This is a genomic window from Luteolibacter sp. (assembly GCF_058122085.1).
In genome coordinates, this window is the sequence record NZ_JBIKBQ010000071.1 from 1 (window position 1) to 20,654 (window position 20,654).

At 63.0% G+C, this 20,654-nt stretch carries 17 protein-coding genes and 1 tRNA gene; 13 read left to right on the forward strand and 5 right to left on the reverse strand.

The window, feature by feature from the left end; translation table 11 throughout:
- Positions 1–307: 307 nt before the first annotated feature.
- From AC4DF4_RS11680 to AC4DF4_RS11690, 3 genes are read left to right on the forward strand one after another with little or no spacing between them, the layout of a single operon-like run.
- Positions 308–1,516 carry a hypothetical protein gene (locus tag AC4DF4_RS11680; protein ID WP_490048287.1) on the forward strand — a complete coding sequence of 403 codons (1,209 nt, stop codon included), beginning with the start codon at positions 308–310 and terminating at the stop codon, positions 1,514–1,516.
- A gap of 3 nt (positions 1,517–1,519) precedes the next feature.
- Positions 1,520–5,908, forward strand: coding sequence for a putative Ig domain-containing protein (locus AC4DF4_RS11685; protein WP_490048288.1), 4,389 nt, complete (start codon positions 1,520–1,522; stop codon positions 5,906–5,908).
- Between the two features lie 60 nt (positions 5,909–5,968).
- Entirely contained in the window at positions 5,969–8,215 is a 2,247-nt protein-coding gene (locus AC4DF4_RS11690) for an FdhF/YdeP family oxidoreductase (RefSeq protein WP_490048289.1), read from the forward strand.
- Positions 8,216–8,268: 53 nt separating this feature from the next.
- Here the strand turns inward: AC4DF4_RS11690 and AC4DF4_RS11695 are convergent, their stop codons facing one another.
- On the reverse strand, positions 8,269–9,882 hold the full coding sequence (locus AC4DF4_RS11695; RefSeq protein ID WP_490048290.1) for a SpoIIE family protein phosphatase: 1,614 nt from the start codon (positions 9,880–9,882) through the stop codon (positions 8,269–8,271).
- Positions 9,883–10,000: 118 nt separating this feature from the next.
- Between AC4DF4_RS11695 and AC4DF4_RS11700 the strand changes: the two genes are divergently transcribed.
- The 6 genes from AC4DF4_RS11700 (at position 10,001) to fmt (ending at position 14,796) form a co-directional block, all read left to right on the forward strand.
- Positions 10,001–10,924 carry a phytoene/squalene synthase family protein gene (locus AC4DF4_RS11700; RefSeq protein ID WP_490048291.1) on the forward strand — a complete coding sequence of 308 codons (924 nt, stop codon included), beginning with the start codon at positions 10,001–10,003 and terminating at the stop codon, positions 10,922–10,924.
- An 82-nt stretch (positions 10,925–11,006) separates the two neighbouring features.
- Complete coding sequence (locus AC4DF4_RS11705; protein ID WP_490048302.1) at positions 11,007–11,249, forward strand: DUF8758 domain-containing protein; 243 nt, start codon at positions 11,007–11,009, stop codon at positions 11,247–11,249.
- A gap of 33 nt (positions 11,250–11,282) precedes the next feature.
- Complete coding sequence (gene trpS, locus AC4DF4_RS11710; protein ID WP_490048303.1) at positions 11,283–12,248, forward strand: tryptophan--tRNA ligase; 966 nt, start codon at positions 11,283–11,285, stop codon at positions 12,246–12,248.
- A gap of 76 nt (positions 12,249–12,324) precedes the next feature.
- Entirely contained in the window at positions 12,325–13,182 is an 858-nt protein-coding gene (locus AC4DF4_RS11715; RefSeq protein WP_490048292.1) for a hypothetical protein, read from the forward strand.
- 45 nt (positions 13,183–13,227) lie between these two features.
- Positions 13,228–13,863 (forward strand): adenylate kinase family protein, encoded by a 636-nt coding sequence (locus AC4DF4_RS11720; protein WP_490048293.1) that lies wholly within the window; start codon positions 13,228–13,230, stop codon positions 13,861–13,863.
- A 12-nt stretch (positions 13,864–13,875) separates the two neighbouring features.
- Positions 13,876–14,796, forward strand: a complete 921-nt coding sequence (gene fmt / locus AC4DF4_RS11725; RefSeq protein ID WP_490048294.1) for a methionyl-tRNA formyltransferase — start codon at positions 13,876–13,878, stop codon at positions 14,794–14,796.
- Positions 14,797–14,812: 16 nt separating this feature from the next.
- Here the strand turns inward: fmt and AC4DF4_RS11730 are convergent, their stop codons facing one another.
- Both AC4DF4_RS11730 and AC4DF4_RS11735 read right to left on the reverse strand, forming a co-directional pair.
- On the reverse strand, positions 14,813–15,325 hold the full coding sequence (locus tag AC4DF4_RS11730) for a hypothetical protein (RefSeq protein WP_490048295.1): 513 nt from the start codon (positions 15,323–15,325) through the stop codon (positions 14,813–14,815).
- 20 nt (positions 15,326–15,345) lie between these two features.
- On the reverse strand, positions 15,346–15,948 hold the full coding sequence (locus AC4DF4_RS11735) for an OmpH/Skp family outer membrane protein (RefSeq protein ID WP_490048296.1): 603 nt from the start codon (positions 15,946–15,948) through the stop codon (positions 15,346–15,348).
- A 148-nt stretch (positions 15,949–16,096) separates the two neighbouring features.
- Here AC4DF4_RS11735 and AC4DF4_RS11740 point away from each other — a divergent pair, with 148 nt between their 5' ends.
- Both AC4DF4_RS11740 and AC4DF4_RS11745 read left to right on the forward strand, forming a co-directional pair.
- On the forward strand, positions 16,097–17,170 hold the full coding sequence (locus tag AC4DF4_RS11740) for an LOG family protein (protein WP_490048297.1): 1,074 nt from the start codon (positions 16,097–16,099) through the stop codon (positions 17,168–17,170).
- A 46-nt stretch (positions 17,171–17,216) separates the two neighbouring features.
- Positions 17,217–18,071 (forward strand): NAD(+)/NADH kinase, encoded by an 855-nt coding sequence (locus AC4DF4_RS11745; RefSeq protein WP_490048298.1) that lies wholly within the window; start codon positions 17,217–17,219, stop codon positions 18,069–18,071.
- A 6-nt stretch (positions 18,072–18,077) separates the two neighbouring features.
- On the opposite strand, the gene AC4DF4_RS11750 is transcribed toward AC4DF4_RS11745, so the two are convergent.
- Complete coding sequence (locus AC4DF4_RS11750; protein WP_490048299.1) at positions 18,078–18,989, reverse strand: 3-methyladenine DNA glycosylase; 912 nt, start codon at positions 18,987–18,989, stop codon at positions 18,078–18,080.
- Between the two features lie 108 nt (positions 18,990–19,097).
- On the opposite strand from AC4DF4_RS11750, the gene AC4DF4_RS11755 reads away from it, so the two are divergent.
- Positions 19,098–19,174, forward strand: a tRNA-Met gene (locus AC4DF4_RS11755).
- Between the two features lie 320 nt (positions 19,175–19,494).
- Here AC4DF4_RS11755 and AC4DF4_RS11760 read toward each other — a convergent pair.
- Positions 19,495–20,289 carry a sugar phosphate isomerase/epimerase family protein gene (locus AC4DF4_RS11760; protein ID WP_490048300.1) on the reverse strand — a complete coding sequence of 265 codons (795 nt, stop codon included), beginning with the start codon at positions 20,287–20,289 and terminating at the stop codon, positions 19,495–19,497.
- Positions 20,290–20,440: 151 nt separating this feature from the next.
- Between AC4DF4_RS11760 and AC4DF4_RS11765 the strand changes: the two genes are divergently transcribed.
- Positions 20,441–20,654 (forward strand): 2-oxo acid dehydrogenase subunit E2 (locus AC4DF4_RS11765; protein ID WP_490048301.1); only part of this gene is annotated, 214 nt, incomplete at its 3' end.

The following is a 20,654-nucleotide window of genomic DNA, read 5'->3' on the forward strand; positions in this document are numbered from 1 at the left end:
GCGGTAACGATCACGTCCGATGGCATCGTCAGGATCGATCAATCGAACGCGCACATGCTCAAGGACATGCTGTTCGGACATTGCCGGGACGCGGTAGCGGGATGTGGCCATGCGCGAGTTGTGCCCGGAGGCGCAGAACATGTGCAGTAATTTGGCTCAATCAGCTGAAAACCAGATTTTTGCCGATTTTTAAAAATCCGCCGTGCCGCGGAGGCGGCGGGGTTGAAAGCGAGATTGACAGCGATCGCTGTTTCGTCTGAGAATATACGGCTTGGATTCAGGTGTTTTCCCGCCTGGTTCCCCTCAGATGTCCTTCCCCCTGGTGATGCCCGGATTCCGGATTTTCTTAGCTCTTGCGGGCTTGGGGTGGTTGTTCGCAGGCAGTTTCTTTTCCGTCCGCGCGGAGGTTCCCGCCGGAATCAGCCTGAGTGGCCTACAGCTGGTGGAAAATGAGCCGGACGGGACGGTGGTCGGATCCTTAGCGGTGGTGAATGCAGCCGCCGGGGACAGCCATGTGTTCTCGTTGGTCAATGGAACCGGATCGTCGGCCAACCACGGTTTCTCCATTTCCGGCGATGAACTGCGGCTGCGCTACGAGAGCGGTGTCAGGTTCCTGGATTTCGAAAAGCAGTCGGCCTATCCGATCCGGGTGAGGGCGACGGACGCCAAGGGCAAATTCCACGAGCAGGCTTTTGTGATCGAGATGACCGACGACAGGACCGAGGACGCGGATCACGACGGCATGAGTGAGGCGGAAGAGGAGGATGTCCACGGGACCAGTGATTCGCGCTTCGATACGGACGGTGACGGGTTTGGCGATCGGATCGAGATTCTGAAAAACTCCTCGCCCGTGGATGCCGGCGAGTGGCCGGACTACCCGTTGGTCGGCTGGGGGAGCAACGAGGCCGGCGAGTTGGAGGCTCCGGTCGGCTCGGTGATTCTGGCGCTTTCAACCGGCCAATCTCACAGCTTGGGTCTGTTGGACGATGGCACGGTCGCGGCGTGGGGGGGATTCAATGGCTATGGACAAAACAACGTGCCTTCCGGTTTGGGCCAGGTGGTCGCGGTCGCCGCGGGCGGGGACTACTGGTTGGAAGACTCGGCCCATAGCCTCGCGTTGAAAGCCGACGGCGGCGTGGTGGCTTGGGGATATGATGACGATGGAATGCTGAAGCCGCCGGAGGGTTTGGGAAATGTGATAGGGATCGCGGCCGGCAGGGTGCATGGTCTGGCCCTGAAGAGCGACGGCACGGTGGCCGCCTGGGGGCGCAACCTCAGGGGGGAATGCACGGTGCCTGCGGGACTCAATGGCGTGGTCGCCATCGATGCGGGCGGGTTCTATAGCCTGGCCCTGAAAGGTGACGGCTCGGTGGTGACGTGGGGCGAGAATTTTAACGGCGAGTCATGGGTGGAATCGACCGTGCCGGCGGGCTTGTGTGACGTGGTGGCCATTTCCGCGGGGCGGTTTCACTGCATGGCATTGAAGAGCGACGGGACGGTGGTTTGCTGGGGCTAAGACTTGGACGGCCAGGCGGACGTGCCTGCGGATCTGGCCGATGTGGTGGGGATCGCGGCAGGAGGATTTCACAGTCTCGCGCTGAAGGGCGACGGCTCGGTGGTGGCGTGGGGGTCTAACGAGAACGGGCAGGCGCTGATCCCGGCGGCGGCGCGGGGCCAGGTGAAGTCGATTTCCGCAGGCCTGCTTCACAGCCTCGCGCTCCGGCAAACAGCGGGTCTTCCCGAGATCACCAGCAGCTCGAGAATCTCCGCCGCGTCAGGGGTCGAGTTGTCGCATCAGATCGTCGTTGCGAATGCGGTTCCGAGTCGGTTTTCGGCGATCGGATTGCCCTCCGGACTATCGCTCGATCCGGTGAGCGGGCTCATCACGGGAACGGTGGCGGACGCGGCGAGACGGTCGGTGCAAATCCAGGTGGATACCGACCATGGGCGGTTGGCCCAAGTGATCTGGATTCGCGTTTTCCAAGGGACTTCACCCACGGCCATCACTTTGAGTCCGGCGGCGGTGATGGAAAACAGCCCGGCCGAGACGGTGGTGGGAAGCCTGAGCGCGGCGGATCCGGATGCGGGCGATGTTCACACGTTCGAATTGGTCCATGGAAGCGGTTCACTGGATAACGGGCGCTTCCACATTTCGGGAAACCAATTGTTCGTGAGTCGGCGGATCGACCGGGATTACGAGTCGGACCCGCAATCCTTCAGCATCCGGGTGCGGGCGAGAGACAGCTCGTTGAACCCGTACGAGGAGGTGATCGTCCTGCAATTTCTGGATGACCGCCAGGAAGATGCCGATGGCGACGGGCTGAGCGAGGAGGAGGAGGATCTGACTGGCACGAGCGACACGATTTACGATGTGGATGGCGACGGCTTTGGCGACGGCTTCGAGCGGGACCGGGGGACCTCGCCGACCGATGGCGCTGACTTCCTCACCGGCCGGATTGTCGTGGCGTGGGGGAGTCGTGATCGAGCGCAAACCACGGTGCCCGCCGGGCTGGACGGGGTCATCGCTCTGGCCGCGGGGCGGTGGCATAATCTGGCATTGAAGAGCGACGGCACGGTGACGGCGTGGGGCTGGAATGGCGACGGGCAATGCAATGTGCCGCCTGGTCTAGCCAACGTGGTCGCGGTCGAGGCGGGGAATTACCACAGCGTGGCGTTGAAGCGCGACGGCCGTGTGACGGCCTGGGGTGGAAACGAAGACGGGCAGGCGGCGGTGCCGGGGGATTTGACCGGCGTGGTGGCCATCGCGGCGGGAAGTTTCCACAGTCTGGCGTTGAGAAATGACGGCACGGTGGCTGCCTGGGGTTCTAACGGACATGGCCAGGCCTCGGTGCCGCCGGGACTCGGCGGTGTGGTCGCCATCGCGGCGGGCGGCTATCACAGTCTCGCGCTGAAGAGCGATGGCAGCGTGGTGGCTTGGGGGTGGAGTGTCCCCGCCGCCGTGCCGGCAGGGGTGGAGCGCGTGATCGCGATTTCCGCCGGTGGATTTCACAGTCTCGCGCTCAAAAGCGACGGCAGCGTGGTGGCTTGGGGCGACAACGCGGACGGGCAGCTGAACGTGCCTGCCGGGCTGGGCGGAGTCGTCGATCTCAAGGCCGGCTGGCTGCACGGCATGGCGTTGCGGGGCGATGGCACGCTGGCAGCTTGGGGTTCGAACGCAAGCCGGCAGGCTGCCGTGCCGATTGAGGCGAGAAAGGTCCACGCTCTCGCCGCGGGTGGTTTTCATAACCTCGCGCTGTGCCAGGCGGATGGATTTCCGGAAATAACAGCTGGCGCGGCGATCTTGGGGTGGCCCGGCCAGGGGGTGAGCCACCAAGTTGCTATCAGCAATGCGCTGCCCGAATCTTTCCGCGCGATGGGGCTGCCTGATGGCCTGACGCTCGATCCCGCAACAGGCTTGATCAGCGGGACGGTGGTCAAGGGAGCAAGGCGCTCCGTCCGGATCACGGTGGATACGGACATGGGCCGCCTGAGCAGGATCCTCTGGCTCGACACCGTGGACGGCCGGCCGCCGACAGCGATCACTCTGACAGGCGAGCCGGTCTCGCTGTTGGAAAACAGTCCCGCCGGCCGCTTCGTGGGCACTCTCGCCGCGATGGACCCGGACGCGGGAGACTTCCACGTCTTCAGCGTCATCGTGACCGCCGGCTCGACAAATCCCTACTGCCTGACGGTTTCCGGCAAGCACCTGGTGGTGGCCTCCGGAGACGGACTCGATTTTGAAAAAGGCTCGGGAAGCCTGACGATTCGGGTGAGGGCGTATGACTCCACCTGGAACTTTTATGATCAGGATTTTACGATTCTCCTGCTAGACGACCGGACGGAAGACGGGGACAAGGACGGCGCGAGTCAGGCGCTGGAGGAGGACGTCCTTTCCACCAGTGATTCGCAGGGTGGCGACTTCAACACCTCCGATGCGGATCGCGATGGGATTCCAGCGGTCATCGAGCATGCCTTCAATCTCAACCCGCTGGTGCCCGATGCCGGTCGCCAACTCGGCGGCCCGGGCTCGACATCGGGCTTGCCGCTGATCCGGCCCGTCGTCGATGCACAGGGGCAGCTCCGCTTGCGGATGGAATACCTGCGGCGGACCGGCAGCGGGCTGAGCTACTTTGCCGAATTCTCCAGTAGTTTGGCTCCGGACGAGTGGGCGGCTGCGTCGCAGGCGCCTGTAATCACCGCGGTGAACGCGGATTGGGAGCGCTGCGTGATCGACGACTACGAGTTCACACCGAGTCCGGCGGTCCGGTTCGGCCGGATCGGCGTGCGGCCGGTCGGGGCAGGCATCAAGACCGGAAACGCGCCGACCGCGATCGCGCTGAAGTCATTGATCGATCCGGGCGGGCCGGTGACGCTGTTGGAAAACAGCCGGGCCGGCACGGTGTTGGGGATCCTCGGCGTGACGGATGCCGATGTAGGGGATCGCCACTCGTTCGATGTCGTCGTTATCGGTGGTTCGCCGAACCCCTTCAAACTGGTGGCATTGGGAAACCAACTGGTAATGGCTTCCGGAGCGGGCATTGATTTCGAGTCCGGCGCGGGGTTTCTAACGATCAGGGTGAGGGCGAGCGATTCCGCGATGAATTTCCTGGAGCGGGATTTCACGATCCAGTTGCTAGACGACCGCGCGGAAGACGCGGACGGGGACGGCGCGAGCGAGGCGATGGAGGAGGATGTCCTTTTCACCAGCGACTCGCATCCGGACGATTTCCACACTGCGGACGCGGATGGCGACGGGGTTTCCACGCTCGTCGAGTATGCGTTCAATCTCGATTTGCAGGCAGCGGACGCCGGTCACTTCCTCGGCGGCGCGGGCTCGACATCGGGCTTGCCGGTCATCCGGTCCGTGACCGACGCGCAGGGGCAGCGGCGCTTGCGGATGGAATACCTGCGGCGGACCGGCAGCGGCTTGAGCTACGTTCCGGAGTTTTCCAGCAGCCTGGGCCCGGGGGATTGGATGCCCGCGACGCATGCGGTGGAAGTCACCCCGGTGAACGCCGGGTGGGAGCGTTGTGTGGTTGATGACTACGAGTTCACGCCGAGCCCGGCCGTCCGCTTCGGCAGGATCGGGGTCCGCATGCTTTCATCTAGCAAGGGAAAGGGTGGCCCTCCAACCGCGCTCGCGCTGACCCCCGCCGGGACGCCGGGAGAGCCAGTCTCCCTGCGGGAAAACAGCCCCGTTGGCACGGTGGTGGGAAACCTGGCGGTGACGGACCCCGATGCGGGGGACTCGCATGTCTTCGAGGTGACGGTGACAAGTGGCTCGTCGAATCCCTACTGCCTCGCGACGCTTGGCGGCCAGTTGGTGCTTGTCACCGGAGGCGACATTGATTTTGAAAACGCCTCCGGTGTTCTAACGATCAAAGTGGAGGTCACGGATTCGACCCTGAACTCGTATGCGCGAAACTTCACGATCCAGTTGCTAGACGACCGTTCGGAAGACGCGGACGACGACGGGATGGACCAGGCGCTGGAGGAGGATGTCCTTTTCACCAGCGACTCGCATCCGGACGATTTCAGCACCGCGGACGCGGATGGCGACGGGGTTTCCACGCTCATCGAGTATGCGTTCAATCTCGATTTGCAGGCAGCGGACGCCGGTCACTTCCTCGGCGGCGCGGGCTCGACATCAGGCTTGCCGATCGTCCGGTCCGTGATCGACCCACAGGGACAGCGCCGTTTGCGGATGGAATACCTGCGTCGGATCGGCAGCGGCTTGAGCTACGTTCCCGAGTTTTCCAGCAGCTTGGGGCCGGCGGATTGGGCGGCTGTCACGGACGGGATTGAAGTCATTCCGGTCGATTTGAAGTGGGAACGCTGCGTGGTTGAAGACCGTGAGTTTACTCCCAGCCCGCCGCTTCGTTTCGGCCGGATCAGGGTTAGCCAATGATTGCGTCAGCCGGTGTTTGCGCCTTGAAAGATGATCGTCCCCGGGCTTGTTTGGAGCCCGGTGAACGAGCAAGAGGAAATCAAGCAGTCCGAGCCCAAGCAATGGGCGGCCGGTATCCCCGCCGTCACATCGTCGCTCCGGCACATCCTGCGCGAAGCCGGACCGTTCCGCGGCGCCCGCGGGCTGTTGGAAATGAACCAGGCCGGCGGCTTCGATTGCCCGAGCTGCGCCTGGCCGGACCCGGATGGCGGGCGCTCGGCGGCAGAGTTTTGTGAAAACGGAGCCAAGGCCCTCGCCTCCGAAGCCACCCGCAAGCTCGCGGACGCCGCTTTCTTTGCCAGCCATTCCATCGCCGACCTCGCCGCGCAAAGCGACTTCTGGCACGACCGCCAGGGGCGCATCGCCACGCCGATGCTGCTGCGTCCCGGAGCCACCCACTACGAGCCCGTTTCGTGGGACAGCGCGTTTGAAATCATCGCCTCGCATTTGAAATCCCTCGCCTCGCCGGACGAGGCGGTCTTCTACACCTCCGGTCGCGCCAGCAACGAAGCCGCCTTCCTCTATCAACTCTTCGCCCGCGGCTACGGCACCAACAACCTGCCGGACTGCTCGAACATGTGCCACGAGTCCAGCGGGCTCGCGATGAAGGAATCCATCGGAGTCGGCAAGGGCACTGTCACCCTTGATGATTTCCTCGTGGCCGACACCATTCTCTGCGTCGGCCAGAACCCCGGCACCAACCACCCGCGGATGCTCGGCACGCTTGAATCCGCCGTGAAAAGGGGCGCGAAGATCGTCTCCATCAATCCGCTCAGGGAAGCGGGGCTGGTCGGCTTCGTGCACCCGCAGCACCCGCTCGCCGCCCTGCTCGGCAAGGCCACTCCGCTCGCCTCGCAGTTCATCGCCGTCCGCGTGAACGGCGACCTCGCGCTTTTCCGCGGCCTCGCCAAGGTTCTGTTGGAAAACGAATCCGCCAATGTCGATGTCGGCTTCATTCGCGATCACACCCGCCATTACACCGACTACCGGGCGCTCGTCGCGGAGACCCCGTGGCCGGAAATCACCCGCATGAGCGGGGTGGGGGAGGACGAGATCCGCGCCCTCGCCGCCACGCTGCTAGGCGGCGCTCGCAAGGTGATCACCTGCTGGGCCATGGGCCTGACCCAGCATCGGAATTCCGTCGCCACCATTCGCGAGGTCGTCAACGTCCACCTGCTGCTAGGAGCCATCGGCCGGCCTGGTGCCGGGCTGTGTCCGGTGCGCGGCCACAGCAATGTCCAAGGCGACAGGACCATGGGGATCTTCGAGAAAATGCCCGAAAGCTTCCTCGCCGCGCTCGACCGCGAGTGCGGAATTTCCTCGCCCCGTGCGCATGGCTACGACACCGTCGCCGCCATCCACGCCATGCACCGCGGCGCGGCCAAGGTCTTCTTCGCCCTCGGCGGAAATTTCCTCCAGGCCTCGCCCGACACCGATTACACCGCCGCCGCCCTGAGGAACTGTGAGCTCACCGTCCACATCTCCACCAAGCTCAACCGCAGCCACCTCGTCACCGGCCGCACCGCCCTCATCCTGCCCTGCCTCGGCCGCAGCGAGCGCGACGGCGAGGGGCAATCCGTCAGCTGTGAGAACTCGATGGGCGTCGTCCAGCTCTCGCGCGGCGTGCTCGCCCCGGCTTCTTCCGATCTGCTCGGCGAGGTTGAAATCATCGCCCGTCTTGCCGAGGCCGTGGGCGGCTCGACCAGCCCGGTCCCGTGGCGCTGGCTGGCGGAGGACTACGACCGCGTCCGCAATCTCATCGAGCGGGTGATCCCGGGATTCGAAAATTTCAACAAACGTGTCAGGCAGCCCGGCGGGTTCTATCTGCCCAATCCCGCCAAGCGACGCGTGTGGGAAACGCCGAGCGGCAAGGCCGGCTTCAGCCTCGCCGCCATGGATGTTTTTCAGCCGTCGCCCGGCAGGCTCGTCCTGCAAACCCTCCGCAGCCACGACCAGTTCAACACCACCATCTACGGCATGGACGACCGCTACCGCGGCATCTCCAACGCCCGCCGCATCATCCTCGTCAATCCCGGGGACCTGCGGGAAAGGGGCATCCCGCCGTGCTCCCAAGTGGACATCACCAGCATCTGGGGCGGCGAGCGCCGCACCGCCCGGTCCTTCACCGCCATTCCCTACGAAATGCCCCGTGGCAGCGCCGCCGCCTACTTCCCCGAGGCCAACGTGTTAGTCCCCGCCGGCAGCCAGGCCGAAGGCAGCGGCACGCCGACGAGCAAGTCCATCGAGATTGAGATCACCCAATCATGAGCATCGCGCTTTCCGCAGGAAAATCGTCTCCTGGCTGAGATGGCCGAGACACTTTACCGGGTCCGCGTGACATCCACTCCGAGGAGGCAGACGTCGTCGTCGAACTGTTTTCTATCGGAGAACGCGAGGACGCTTTCGAGGATGTCGTTGAGCAGGCTTTCCAGGGGCGCGCCGGATTCGCGGTTGATGATTTCCATGAGCCGGTTTTCGAAAAACGGCTCGCCGCTCTGGTTTTCGGCTTCGAGGACGCCGTCGGTGAAGAGGATGATCCGGTCGATTTCGGCGAGTTCGATCTCGTTGGTGGGGAAGGAGGCTCCCTTGCGCAGGCCAAGTCCGGGGCCCTTGTGGGAGCGGTCGCAAGCGATCTGGCGGACGCCGTTGCGGCCGGCGATGACGGGGCCCGGGTGGCCGGCGCAGGCGTATTTGAAGGTGCCTGCCGATAGGTCGACCAGCCCGAAGAAGGCGGTGGCGAACATGGTGGTGCCCGCGCGTTCGAGGATCGCGGCGAGTCCGTCGTTGAGTCCCTGGAGAAACAGTCCGGGTTCGTTGGACTGGGCGCGTTGTTTTTCCAACAGCCCGCGGAGCATCGCGACGATGAGGGCGGAGCGGACGCCGTGGCCCATGACGTCGCAGATCAGGACGCTGAAGCAGTTTTCATGCACCCGGACGACCTCGAAGAAATCCCCGGCGAGTCCGGAAATCGGGATGTAGCGCGCGCCGAAGGTGAGGTGGCCGTGCTGGCCCGGGGTGGATGCGGGGAATCCCTCGTCGGCGAGCGCCTGTTGGATTTCACGGGCTAGCAGGAGCTCCTCCTCGTAGGCTTGGTTCTGCAGTTGGAGTTGTTGGGCGAGCTCGGTGGCTTCGCGCTCGGCCTTGACGAGTTTGGTGACATCGCTGGAAACGCCGAAGGTGCCTTTGAGTCTTCCGTGCCGGTCGCGCCACGGGAATTTGGAGGTGATGACCCAGGTCTCCGAGCCCTTGCGCCAGGTTTCGTGTTCGAGCTGGTCGACGATGGCGTTGCCGGATTTGATGATGTTTTTTTCGTCGTCCTCGGCGGGTTTCCAATGGTCGTGGTCGAAGAAATCCCGGTCATGTTTTCGGATCAATTCACCCTCATGGGAAAATCCCACCCACTCGGCCATCCGCTGGTTGGCCATGACGAAGTTCGACTGGAGGTCCTTGAAATAGATCTGCAGCGGGACATGGTCGATCAATTGCCTGAGGAGGAATCTCTCTTCCTCCACCTGCGCTTCCGCCGCTTTACGCTGGCTGATGTTGACCATGGAGCCGGCGATGCGGACCGCCTCGCCTTCGCGGTTGCGGACGACGGTGCCGCGGATTTTCAGCCATCGCCAATCGCCGCCGCCGGCGCGGATGCGGGCGTCCACGGCGAGCGTTTCCGGCCCGCTGCCCTGCAGCGCCTGGGTCACGGCCAGGCTGAAGGCTTGCTGGTCCTCGGGATGGATGCTGTCGAAAGGAGGGATGAATAAATTGGGCGCGCGGTCTTTTCCACATTCGAGGAACTCCAGAATCCGGCGGGAGTAGTAAATTTCCTTCTGGTCGGTCTGCCAGTCCCAAATCCCTTCGTTCGACGCCCGCAGCGCGAGTTCCAGTCGTTCGAGTTTGACTCTGTTCTTATCCGGCGAGCTCCGTGGGTCTTCGTTCATTCCGTTAGCAAGATGGCTGATTTTGCCTCCGATCGCAACCGGATTTCCCGCGGATTCGCAAGTGGCGGGTCGCGGTGGCGGGTTGACATTTCCGGCTGACAGGCCTTGCTTGCGGCGGGTGACCGGTGAATTGGAAAAACAAGTGCTCAAGGGGGTTTCGCGGTCGTTCTATCTGACCTTGCGGCTGCTCCCCGGGCGGATGCGCGGGGCGGCCAGCCTTGGCTACCTGCTCGCCCGGACTAGCGACACTCTCGCGGATTCCGTCGCGGCTCCCGTGGATGCCCGGCTGCAATGCCTCGATCAATTCCGCCGCGCCGTCGCCGCGAAATCGGAAGCGCCGCGCTGGCCGGTGTCGATCCTGAACGCGACGGCGGATGCCAGGGAGCGGCATTTGCTCGAATGCTCGGGTGAAATTTTCACGTGGCTGCGAAGCCTCCCTGACGCCGAAGCGGATCTGGTGCGCGAGGTGCTGGCGACGATCATCAGCGGGCAAATGTTGGATTTGGAGCGTTTCGCCGGGGCCAGTGGTGAAAATCCGGTGGTGCTCGATGACGATGCCGCGCTGGAGGATTACGCGTGGCGGGTGGCGGGATGCGTCGGTGCTTTTTGGACGAAACTTGGACTTCTCACCTTGGGCGACCGGTTTTCAAAAGCGCCTGAGGCGGACCTGTTGGCGCAAGGAATCGCTTATGGAAAAGGGCTTCAGCTCGTGAACATCCTGCGCGATCTCGCTGCGGATCTGGCCACCGGTCGCTGCTATTTGCCCGTCGCCGATCCGCGCGATCCGGCGGCGCTGCTCGCCTGCCACGCGAGGTGGCTGGTCCGGGCGGAAGCGTGGATCGGCGAGGGGGGGATTTACGCGAAATCACTGCGATCCCGGCGGCTGCGGGCGGCCACCGTGTTGCCGGCGCTGATCGCCCGGAAAACCATGGAGCCGCTCCGTGAAGCGACCTGGGACGCGCTCCAGCACAGGATCAAGGTGCCCCGAGGCGCGGTTTACCAAGCCGTGATCCGCGCGTTTTTCCATCCGGGCCCGGCCTGACTGGCATCGCAAATCGAATTCATGGAGCCCGCAGGGCGTTTGGCTGGAGAGGTCATGAGAACGGCCTTGCTTTCAAGATCAGATCGAAGCCCAGGTTATCCGGAATCCGAAGGATCCGCGCTCTGAGAGTCACAAGGTGAATTTCGAATCGCTCGCTCTCACCGAAACCAAACTTTCCACCGCCGATGGCTGGCGCGAACGCCGCAACTGGATTCTGGCACGCGGCAAGAACCCCTTCGTCGTCATTGGCGCCTTCTACCCGCCGCTACAGTTCGTGCCATGCGTGAAAACCAAAGAGCCGGCTGAGGTTCACCTCGCCGCTTGACCGATTCCCCGCCCGGAATCCATGCTCCGCGCCATGCGAATCCTCACCGGTCTTCAGCCCAGCGGTAAACTTCACGTCGGAAATTTCTTCGGCGCGATGGAGCCAGCCGTCCGTCTTCAGGACGAGGGCGAGGCGTTTTATTTCATCGCCGACTATCATGCGATGACCTCCTCCCAGAATCCCGCCGCGCTGCGCGATAACGTCCGCGAGCTCGCGGTGGATTTCCTCGCCTGCGGACTGGACCCCGCGCGCGCCGTGTTTTTCCGCCAGAGCGCGGTGCCGGAAGTCAACGAACTCGCCTGGCTGCTATCGACCATTTGCCCCATGAGCCTGCTGGCCAAGTGCCATTCCTACAAGGACAAGACCGCGCAAGGCATCGCCGCGAACCACGCGCTGTTTGCCTATCCGGTGCTGATGGCGGCGGACATTCTGCTTTACGACTCCAACAAGGTGCCGGTCGGCAAGGACCAGAAACAGCACCTCGAAGTCACCCGCGACCTAGCGGTGAAGTTCAACGAGACCTACGGCGAGGGCACCGTGGTCCTGCCGGACCCGATCATCCGCGAGGACACCGCGGTCGTCATCGGCCTGGACGGGCGCAAGATGAGCAAGACTTATCACAACACGCTGCCGATCTTCGGCGAGGAGAAGCCGCTCAAGAAACTCATCATGAAAATCACCACCGACTCGACCCCGGTGGAGGCGCCGAAGCCCACCGAGGGCTCGACGATTCTCGCGCTCTACAAGCTCTTCGCCAGCCCGGCCGACTACGCCGCGATGGTCGCCGACCACGAAAACGGCGGCTTCGGCTATGGCGATTTCAAAAAGCGGCTGGCAGACGCCTACTGGGATTTTTTCGCCCCGATGCGTGTCCGCCGGGCGGAAATCGAGGCCGATCCCGGCTACGTCGATCAAGTGCTCGCCGCAGGAGCGCTGCGCGCGCGCGAGGAGGCCGCGAAGGTGCTCGACCGCGTGCGCCGGGCCGTCGGGCTGATTTGAATTTCGAGATCCGCTAGTCAGTGGCGGGCAATGAGCGCTTGCGTTCGTCGCGGCGGTCGCGGAAGGTCCCCGGGTCGTGCCTTCCGAGCGTCGCAAGCCATTCTGGCTCATTCCCAACTTGTTAAGCCTCGACGCTCCGCTGGTCGCCGTCGCTTGGCTCTACATGTTTGCGAAGACCTGGCGGGTCGAATACCTCCCTTGGGGCGCCTACATCTCGCTCGGCCTGATGGTCTGGCTGATTTACGTGGTGGACCGCCTGTTGGACGCCTCGATCCGGGGCGGTTCGTCGGAGAAACTCGAAGCGCGGCACGACTTCCATCGCAAGCACCGGCAGAGCTTCGGGGTGCTGGCGGTGGTCGCCGGAGTCGCGGCGTTAGTCCTGGTCATCACGGGGATGCCCGTCACGGTTTACAGCTATGCCGTCGTCGCCGCGATCATGGTGGCGGGATTTTTCACCTTGTCGGTTTTTCCCACGACCGGACCGCACGACCTCCCGTATGGGAAAAACATTCTGGCGGGGATTGCGTTCGCCTACGGCACCGCGATGCTCGCCCATGCCTACACCGGCTTTGACAAGCAGGACCTGCTCAAATCCCCCGAGCTGATTTGTTTCGGGGTCCTGTGCATTCTCAATATTTCCGCCATCGACTTGTGGGAGCACGCCCACCGCTCGTCCGATCCGGAGATCAAGGCGTCCGACGAATTGTCGCTGACGCTGCCGCTGACGTTGTTAGGCGCGGCTTCGCTGGTGTTCGCCTTGCGGGACCCGGACGTCATCACCCGGCCGTTTTTCTACGCGATTCTGACCGGGGCCGCGCTGCATCAGATCCTCAACCGCGTGCGCTCGCGGTTCTCGATGGATGCCATGCGGGTGCTGGCGGACGTCGCCCTGCTGGTGCCTTTCATCGTGTTCCTCGCCGCGTTCAAGTCGTGATCGGTGCTTGCCGTTTGGGGTGGGCGTTCTAGTTTTCCCGCTCCCATGACACCGTCCGAGAGCAAAACCAAGCGACCCGCATTCATCATCCTTGGCGCGCCGGGGTCCGGAAAAGGCACCCAAGGACAGATCCTCGGCAGCGTGCCCCGGTTTTTCCACTGCGCCTGCGGCGACGTGTTCCGCTCGCTCGACACCCGCACCGCGCTCGGCCAACAGTTCGTGGACTATTCCAGCCGCGGTGAACTGGTCCCCGACGAACTGACCATCGCGCTGTGGAAGGCGCAGATCGACAACCTCAGCGACGCCTATCTCTACAAGCCGGACATCGATTTCCTCGTCCTCGACGGCATCCCGCGCAACGTCCGCCAGGCGGAAATCCTCAGCCGCTACATCGAGGTCCATCAGGTTTTCCATCTCTCCTGCCCGGACCGCAACGAGCTAGCCCGCCGCATGCGCAAGCGCGCGCTCAAAGACAACCGCATCGACGACGCGAGCGACAAGGTCATCGACCAGCGCATCGCCACTTACGAGGCGGAAACCAAGCCGATCCTTGAGTTCTATCCGGACGAACTCATCACCACCATCAACGCGACGCAGCCGCCGGTGAAGGTCCTCGCGGACATGATCCAGCGCATCACCGGTCTTCCGGTGTATGATGAAATGGCGAAGCACGTCGTCTAACGTTTTTTAAACATGCGGCTCATTTTCATCGCCACCGGCGAGATCGCCCTGCCGGCGTTCCGTCACCTGTTGGAGCACGGCCCGCGGCCGGTAGCGCTCGTGACTCAGCCTGACAAACCGACCGGCCGCCACCAGGCGCTCACTCCGCCCGCCATCAAGGTGGAAGCGCTGGCCGCCGGGATTCCGGTGTTCCAGCCGGAGAAAATCGGTGACATCACCGCGGAGCTTGCCGCCTTGGAGCCGGAGGTTCTCGTCGTCATGGCTTACGGCCAGATCCTCCGGAAAAACATCCTCACCCTTGCCAGCAAGGCCATCATCAATCTCCACGCCTCCCTGCTTCCCAAGTATCGCGGCGCCGCCTGCATCCAGGCCGCCATCGACGCGGGGGACCGCGAAACCGGTATCACGGCGATGCACGTGGTCCGCGAGCTCGATGCGGGGGACGTGATTCTAGCCAAGTCCATTCCCGTGGCTGCTGACGAGACCGGGGGCAGCCTTCACGACCGTCTGGCGGAACTCGCGCCCGCCGTGTTGGCGGAGACCTTGGAGAAACTCGCCGCCGGCACCGCGCCCCGCGTCCCGCAGGACGCCGCGGCCTCCGGTTATATTTCCAAACTCGAGCGCGACGACGGCCGCCTCGATTGGTCGCAGGACGCCGCCGCCCTCGAGCGCCGCATCCGCGCCTACGATCCGTGGCCGGGCACTTTCACCCTCGCCACCGAAGACGGCCGCGCCAAGCGTTTGAAAATCTTCCCGCCCGTCACCGTCCTCAACCAGCATCTATCACCCGGTGAAATCTCCACAGCCGAGGGCCGGCTCGTCGTCGGTTGCGGTAAGGGAGCACTCTGCCTGGAAACCGTCCAGCCCGACGGCAGTCGGAGAATGTCCGCCGCCGACTACCTCCGCGGCCGCAAGCCGACGGCGTTCGCGTGAGCGGAGCACTGCATGCTCACGGCTGATCGTCGCCGTCGCCGGTGGTGATTCTAGCGGCTGGTGCGGATGACCCGAGCCCGGGGATCACGCGGCGGACGAGTTTGGTCAGGCCGGACTCGGCGGCATTGACCTCCGCCTCGGCTTGGCGGAGCGCGTTCTCCCAGGCGGGCGCGAAACCGGGGGCTTGCTCGCGCATGGTGCGGATCGCGATTTCCTGGATTTGTAAAAGCCGTTGCTCGGCGCGCCCCGGCTTCTGTTGGAGAGCGGCGTTGTTCACCCGCAGGATTTCGTTTTGTTTGCGCAGCGAGTCGAGCTCGGCTTGCAGCGAATCATTGCCGCTGGCGGTGATTTTGAGCTGGGTGTTGAGGTGGCCCTGGAGGTTTTTCAGCTCGCCTTCCACCCGCTTGAGATCGCGGGCGACGTTGCGGCGGGCACTGAATCCGGCCTTCCAAATGAAGGCGGCGATCAGCAATCCAAGCAGCAGGCCCCAGGTGAAATGATTTTTGAGAGCTTCGGTCAGGAGGTCCATGGTGATTGGAAATGGGGGATTTATTTGGCTTTTCCGGCGGCTTCCGGCGGCTTGGCGGAGGCCGGCTCGCTGTCCTTCAGCGCGGCCTGCACGTCGGTGGTTAGGTCGGGCGCGTTTTTGCTGAAGAGCACGAACGGCACGCCGGTATTGGTGTCGCCGGAGCTGTCGAAGACCACGTCATAGCCCCGCTCCTTGGAGACCTGGGCGGACATTTTGGCGATCCTGTCGAGCGAGGCGCGCATCCCCTCGACCATCTTGCGGTTGATCAGTTTCTCCTGCTCGCTCTTGAAGTTTTCAAATTCCTGCTGAAGCGTTTGTGCCTCCTGGCGCTTGATTTCGTAGGTCCGGGCGAGCTTGCGGTTGGTCGCCTCGTCGAGCGGGTTGGTCTTGTCCGAGAGCTGGGCCTGGAGGGTTTGGAGCTCGCCGATGATCTTGCGGAGTTGCTCGGCCCGCTGGTCTTTCATGACCGCGTCGCGTTCGCTTTTGATCTGCTGCTGGAGGGCGGCGGTCGAGGGCAGCGCGGTGTAGAGATCTTTGACCCGGACCAGCGCGAATCTTGGAGCGGCGGTCGCCGTCAGGACGGTGGCCAAAAGTGTCAGCGGGATGGCTTTGAAGGGATTCATGCGCCCGGCGACGATGAAATGGCGGGGCGGGGATGTCGATATCAGATCGTCACAGCCTTCATGAACTGCCGCTTGCAAGAATCCATCCATGGGCTTCACTCTCTGCAACGGCGCTTCCGTCGCCCATGTTCGCTCACCCATTCAAAAAATGCCCAAAGTCCGTCTTGCAGGAACCGTCCGTGGAGAAAAGGACCCCAACCGCGAAGTCCGCGCCCGGCTTTTGTACGGCCTGTTCAGCAATGGCTGGGATATTTACAATTCCAACGGCGACCAGCGGATTTCCCTCTCCAACATCGAGCGGAAAATCATCGAGTCCGACGCCTTCGTTTTCACTCCCGGAGCCACGCTTGAGGACTTGTTCAAAGCCGTTTCCGTCTTCGTCGGCTACCAGACGCTGGATGTGAATCTCTCCGGGAAGCCGACGGTGCTGCTCAATTCCGACGGCTCCTGGGACCGCCTGTTCGCCCTGCTCACCCACTTGAAAGGCCTCGGCACGGTGAAACAGAACCACACCGACTACCTGCTTCTCGCCGAGTCGCCGGACGAGGTTCTCCTGCTCCTCGAAAGCACCCGCCGCGAGGGGCTTCCGGGCGTGGGCCGCGAGAAAATCGTTAGCAACACCATGGACTCGTTCGACGCCCCGCTGCCGCTCGATCACGAGGGCAGCGTCTGCGTTTTCTGCTCCGCTTCCATCGAAGACCCTGCCTATCTGAGTGATGGATACGAGTTCGGAAAGCAGCTCGCGCAAAGCCGCCTCGGCTGTGTTTCCGGGGCGGGGAATTCCGGCATCATGGGCGAAGTCGTCCGCGGCTCGGTGGACGCCGGCGGCTGGACCGGCGGATCGAACGTCCCACACATCATCGAGCTCGAAGGACTCCCGGTCGGGCTTTCCAGCTTCTGGCTGATGCCGGACATTTACACCCGCATGCAGGTGATGATCCGCAACTCCGACGCGTTTGTGATTTTCCCCGGCGGCTCCGGAACCGTCCAGGAAATGCTCGCGCTGATGATTTTCAAACACCAGAACCACCCGTCGATGACCGGCAAACCCGTCATCATCTTCAACCGCAAGGACGAGAACGGCGAATCCTTCTGGACCCCGCTCATCGAAATGCTCGCCACCTGGTGCTACGACGGCGAGTTCATCGTGGTCGATGAATTGCACGAGCTGATTCCAACCGTGCAAAGTCTCATCGCGCCATCCAGGATCGCCGTGGCCTAGAACCGGCGCTTGCCAGCCGGACAAATGATTCGTTAGCTTCCCCATCGTGAACGTCGGAATCCTCGTCAACCCTCACAAGCCAGGCTCGCTTCCCACCCTCCACGCGCTGCGGGCCGCGCTCGAAGCCAGGGGCTGCCACGCCGTGCTGGACGAGGAAACCGCCCGTCTCGCCGGCGAAAGCGGTGGCATCCCGGCTTCCGGGTTTGCCGATCACGTCCAAATCGCCGCCGTGCTCGGTGGCGACGGCACCATGCTCCACGCCGTTTCCCGGCTCGGGAATTTTGAAAAACCGGTGGCCGGAATCAACATCGGTAATCTCGGATTTCTCACCAGCTGCAAGGACGACGAGCTCGATATCTTCGCCGCCGCCGTCGCCGCTGGTCGCTACACCACGAGCGTCCGCACGCTTCTCGAAGCCACCGTCCACCGCCAGGGAAAGCCGCCCGAATCCTTCGTCGCCCTCAACGAAGTCACGCTCGCCCGTGGCGAAACCGGCCGCCTCGTCTCCCTGCGGGCCTGTGTCGATGGCGAACTGCTCAACGACTATCGGGCCGACGGCTTGATCGTCGCCACGCCCACCGGCTCCACCGCCTACTCGCTTTCCGCCGGCGGCCCGCTCATCGCGCCGAGTGCCGCGGTGTTCGTGATCACCCCGATCTGCCCCCACAGCTTGAGCCAGCGCTCGCTCGTTCTCGCGGACCATTCCGTCGTCGAGCTCTCGTCGGAGGATCGTGAAAGCGGCCCGATGATCTTCACCGTCGATGGCCGCGACAGCATCCACATCGGCCCCGGCGACCGGATCGAAGTGAAAAAGGCCGCCCGCTCCTTCCATCTCCTCCGCCTCGAAGGCCGCTCGTTTTACGACGCCCTCCGCCAGAAACTCCACTGGCAGGGAGTGTAGCGGCGATCACCGGTCGCCGCGCCATTCTTCAATCTTCCGCAGCCCGGCGATCAGCCTCTGCCGCAGCGGAACCGCCTCCGCCGCCAGCCGCCGCTGCTCGATTTCATAAATCCGCCGGCCCTCCGCCGTCTCGATGCGGACCGGTTCCCGCCCCCAGGCGGATAGATCATACGGACTCGCCCGCATGTCCAGATCCCGCAACTCCACCGCCAGCTCGAAGCAGTCCAACAGAAGCTCCGTGCCGATCCACGGCATCGACTTCGCCGCCCATTTGTAGAGATCCATGTTGGCATGCACGCAGCCCGGCTGCTCCAGCGAGATCCGGCTTTCCAGCGTCGGCTGCAAGCGGTTCATCGGCCGCGCCTCGCTGGCGAAAAACCGGAACGCGTCATGGTGCGAGCAGCAGATCGCCCGCGATTCCACCAGCGCGTCAATCTCCGCCTGCGGCAGCCGCAGCGGAGTCGTCTTCTCATGCCGCACCTCCTTGCCGCGGTAAACCATCGCCCATTCGTGCAGCCCGTGACACGCGAAGTGAGGCGCCCGGTCCCGCGTCGCCGCCAGCAAGTCGTGAATCCATTTCAAGCGCTCTCGCTCTTTCCCTGTCAGGCGTCCGGGGTCGGCGAAAATCACTCCATCCGCCACCGCATAACAGCGCTCGGAAAAAGGCGGCGGCGGGGCGGGGGACTCCACCGTCGCCGACCACTCCAAAGCCACTCCGCACCCAGGCTGCCAATTCTCCAACAGCACGAACGGATACGGATAGTATTGGAACAAGAAATCCTCCACCGGATGCAGCACGCCGCAATCCCGCCGCTTCCGCGCCGGCAAGGTCCGCCGCTCCGCCCGCGCGAGATGCGCGGCCGCGCGTCCCGTCCAAGCGGTCTGGGAAAGGGTCGGAATCGGCGGGCTGGAAATCATGGCGCCACGAGAAGAGCATGAACTTCCAACAATGGCAAAATTTCCCTTGCCAGCTCCGTCCGCCGCCCGTAACTATGCCGCCCCGCGCCGAAAGGCGCATGGTTCAATCGCGGGATGGAGCAGCCAGGTAGCTCGTCAGGCTCATAACCTGAAGGTCGTAGGTTCAAATCCTACTCCCGCAACCAATGAAAGCCGTTTAACTTCAGGGAGTTAAGCGGCTTTCGCCTTTCTGGGGCGGTAGGTTTAAAGTGCCCGGAAATGCACCAAAATGCGGGTTTTAACCCGTTCTATTGCACGGTCCGTTGCACGGTGGATTTGTTTTCGTATGGGGCAAACTGTCGCCCGAAGTTGTTCAGGAATCCGAAGGAAGTCGATTCGTTGAACTCTGCCGTGCAATGGGCGGTTGCAGGGTCGCCAGAAATGGCATGTTGCACTCACTCCCAAGCTCAGATGCGCGTCCGGGGCGGGTGCGGTGGGCAGGGGGCCGAAGGAATTTCCTAGCAGTCTAAAAATTGGAATACCAGGCTTTGCTGCGGCGCAGGTTTTCCGTGATGTCGCCCTGCCAGCCGTGCCCCTGCACCACGATGTCGCCGGAATAGCTGCTATCCGCGAGAATCTTGAGCAGTGGCTCCAGGGGTAGATCTGATTCGTATAGCGGATATTGTCTTGTTTTGGTGGAGCCAAAGGGACCGGGACGTTTGCAACCGCAGAAGTTGAATGACTTAATGTGGGGCGCGTGTCGCGTAAGAATTTGGAGGATCTCCTCGTCGGTGAAGTGAGCGTATGCATGGGATGTTGCAAACGCATGACTGAGCAGGGGGTGGTCCAGCAGTTTGATGATTTCAGCGCACTGATCTGGATGGTGGATGGGATAGAAGGTGTGATGGTAGAGGCATATCTCGGTATTTCGCGCCTCTGCGAGCGGGAGAAGGATCTCGAGTTCCTTCCTGGCTGCCTGAATGGGGTCGGACGGGGTTTGTGCGGGATCCGAACATTTCAAACTCAGCTCCAACCGGTTGAAACCGTGGACTTCTTCAAGAACGCGCCGGGTTCTCGCCGAAGAGGAGGGAACGGCGAAATCAATGTTGGCGAAGAATGTGGACACCGTCAGGCCGTGCGCTGCCGGTGCAGCCGTTATGTCGCGCAGATAGCCCTTAAAACACTCATCGGTAAGCGGCCAGGGAACGACGTAAACGCCGTCGAAGCCTGCCTCGGCAATGGCCGCGCAACGTTGTTCCCAATGGCATTGAGGCTCTGCATCGAAGAAGGCGTTTTCCATCGCAACGAGTTTGTTTTTCATAAATTCTCAAAAAATTGTAATTCGATATTGACAATAGTCAACACCATTCCCAATTCTACCGCGAGTGAGCGCCGACCCGACCCTGCCAGCCAACCAAGATGACCGAACTGCTCCCGTGGGAAACCCCGGGCCGCTGCGGATCCCCTTGGGCATGGCGCAGAAGACGATGGCCAAGCGGATGCTGCAAAGTGCGCGGGATATTCCCCAATTTTCGGTGAGCTGGGAGCTGGATGCGGATCAACTGGCGGCTCGCCGGGCGCGGATCAATGCGGAGATTGAAGATGAAGGCCAGCGGGTGAGCGTGACGGCCCTGCTGATTTGGCTGACAGCAAAAGCGCTGGGGCGGCATCCGCGCATGAACAGCC

Excerpts from the sequence above, each read along its gene's own strand:
- AC4DF4_RS11680 (WP_490048287.1), top strand. The coding sequence starts at position 308 with ATGTCCTTCCCCCTGGTGATGCCCGGATTCCGGATTTTCTTAGCTCTT.
- AC4DF4_RS11695 (WP_490048290.1), bottom strand. The coding sequence starts at position 9,882 with ATGAACGAAGACCCACGGAGCTCGCCGGATAAGAACAGAGTCAAACTC.
- trpS (WP_490048303.1), top strand. The coding sequence starts at position 11,283 with ATGCGAATCCTCACCGGTCTTCAGCCCAGCGGTAAACTTCACGTCGGA.
- AC4DF4_RS11720 (WP_490048293.1), top strand. The coding sequence starts at position 13,228 with ATGACACCGTCCGAGAGCAAAACCAAGCGACCCGCATTCATCATCCTT.
- fmt (WP_490048294.1), top strand. The coding sequence starts at position 13,876 with ATGCGGCTCATTTTCATCGCCACCGGCGAGATCGCCCTGCCGGCGTTC.
- AC4DF4_RS11730 (WP_490048295.1), bottom strand. The coding sequence starts at position 15,325 with ATGGACCTCCTGACCGAAGCTCTCAAAAATCATTTCACCTGGGGCCTG.
- AC4DF4_RS11735 (WP_490048296.1), bottom strand. The coding sequence starts at position 15,948 with ATGAATCCCTTCAAAGCCATCCCGCTGACACTTTTGGCCACCGTCCTG.
- AC4DF4_RS11740 (WP_490048297.1), top strand. The coding sequence starts at position 16,097 with ATGCCCAAAGTCCGTCTTGCAGGAACCGTCCGTGGAGAAAAGGACCCC.
- AC4DF4_RS11750 (WP_490048299.1), bottom strand. The coding sequence starts at position 18,989 with ATGATTTCCAGCCCGCCGATTCCGACCCTTTCCCAGACCGCTTGGACG.
- AC4DF4_RS11760 (WP_490048300.1), bottom strand. The coding sequence starts at position 20,289 with ATGAAAAACAAACTCGTTGCGATGGAAAACGCCTTCTTCGATGCAGAG.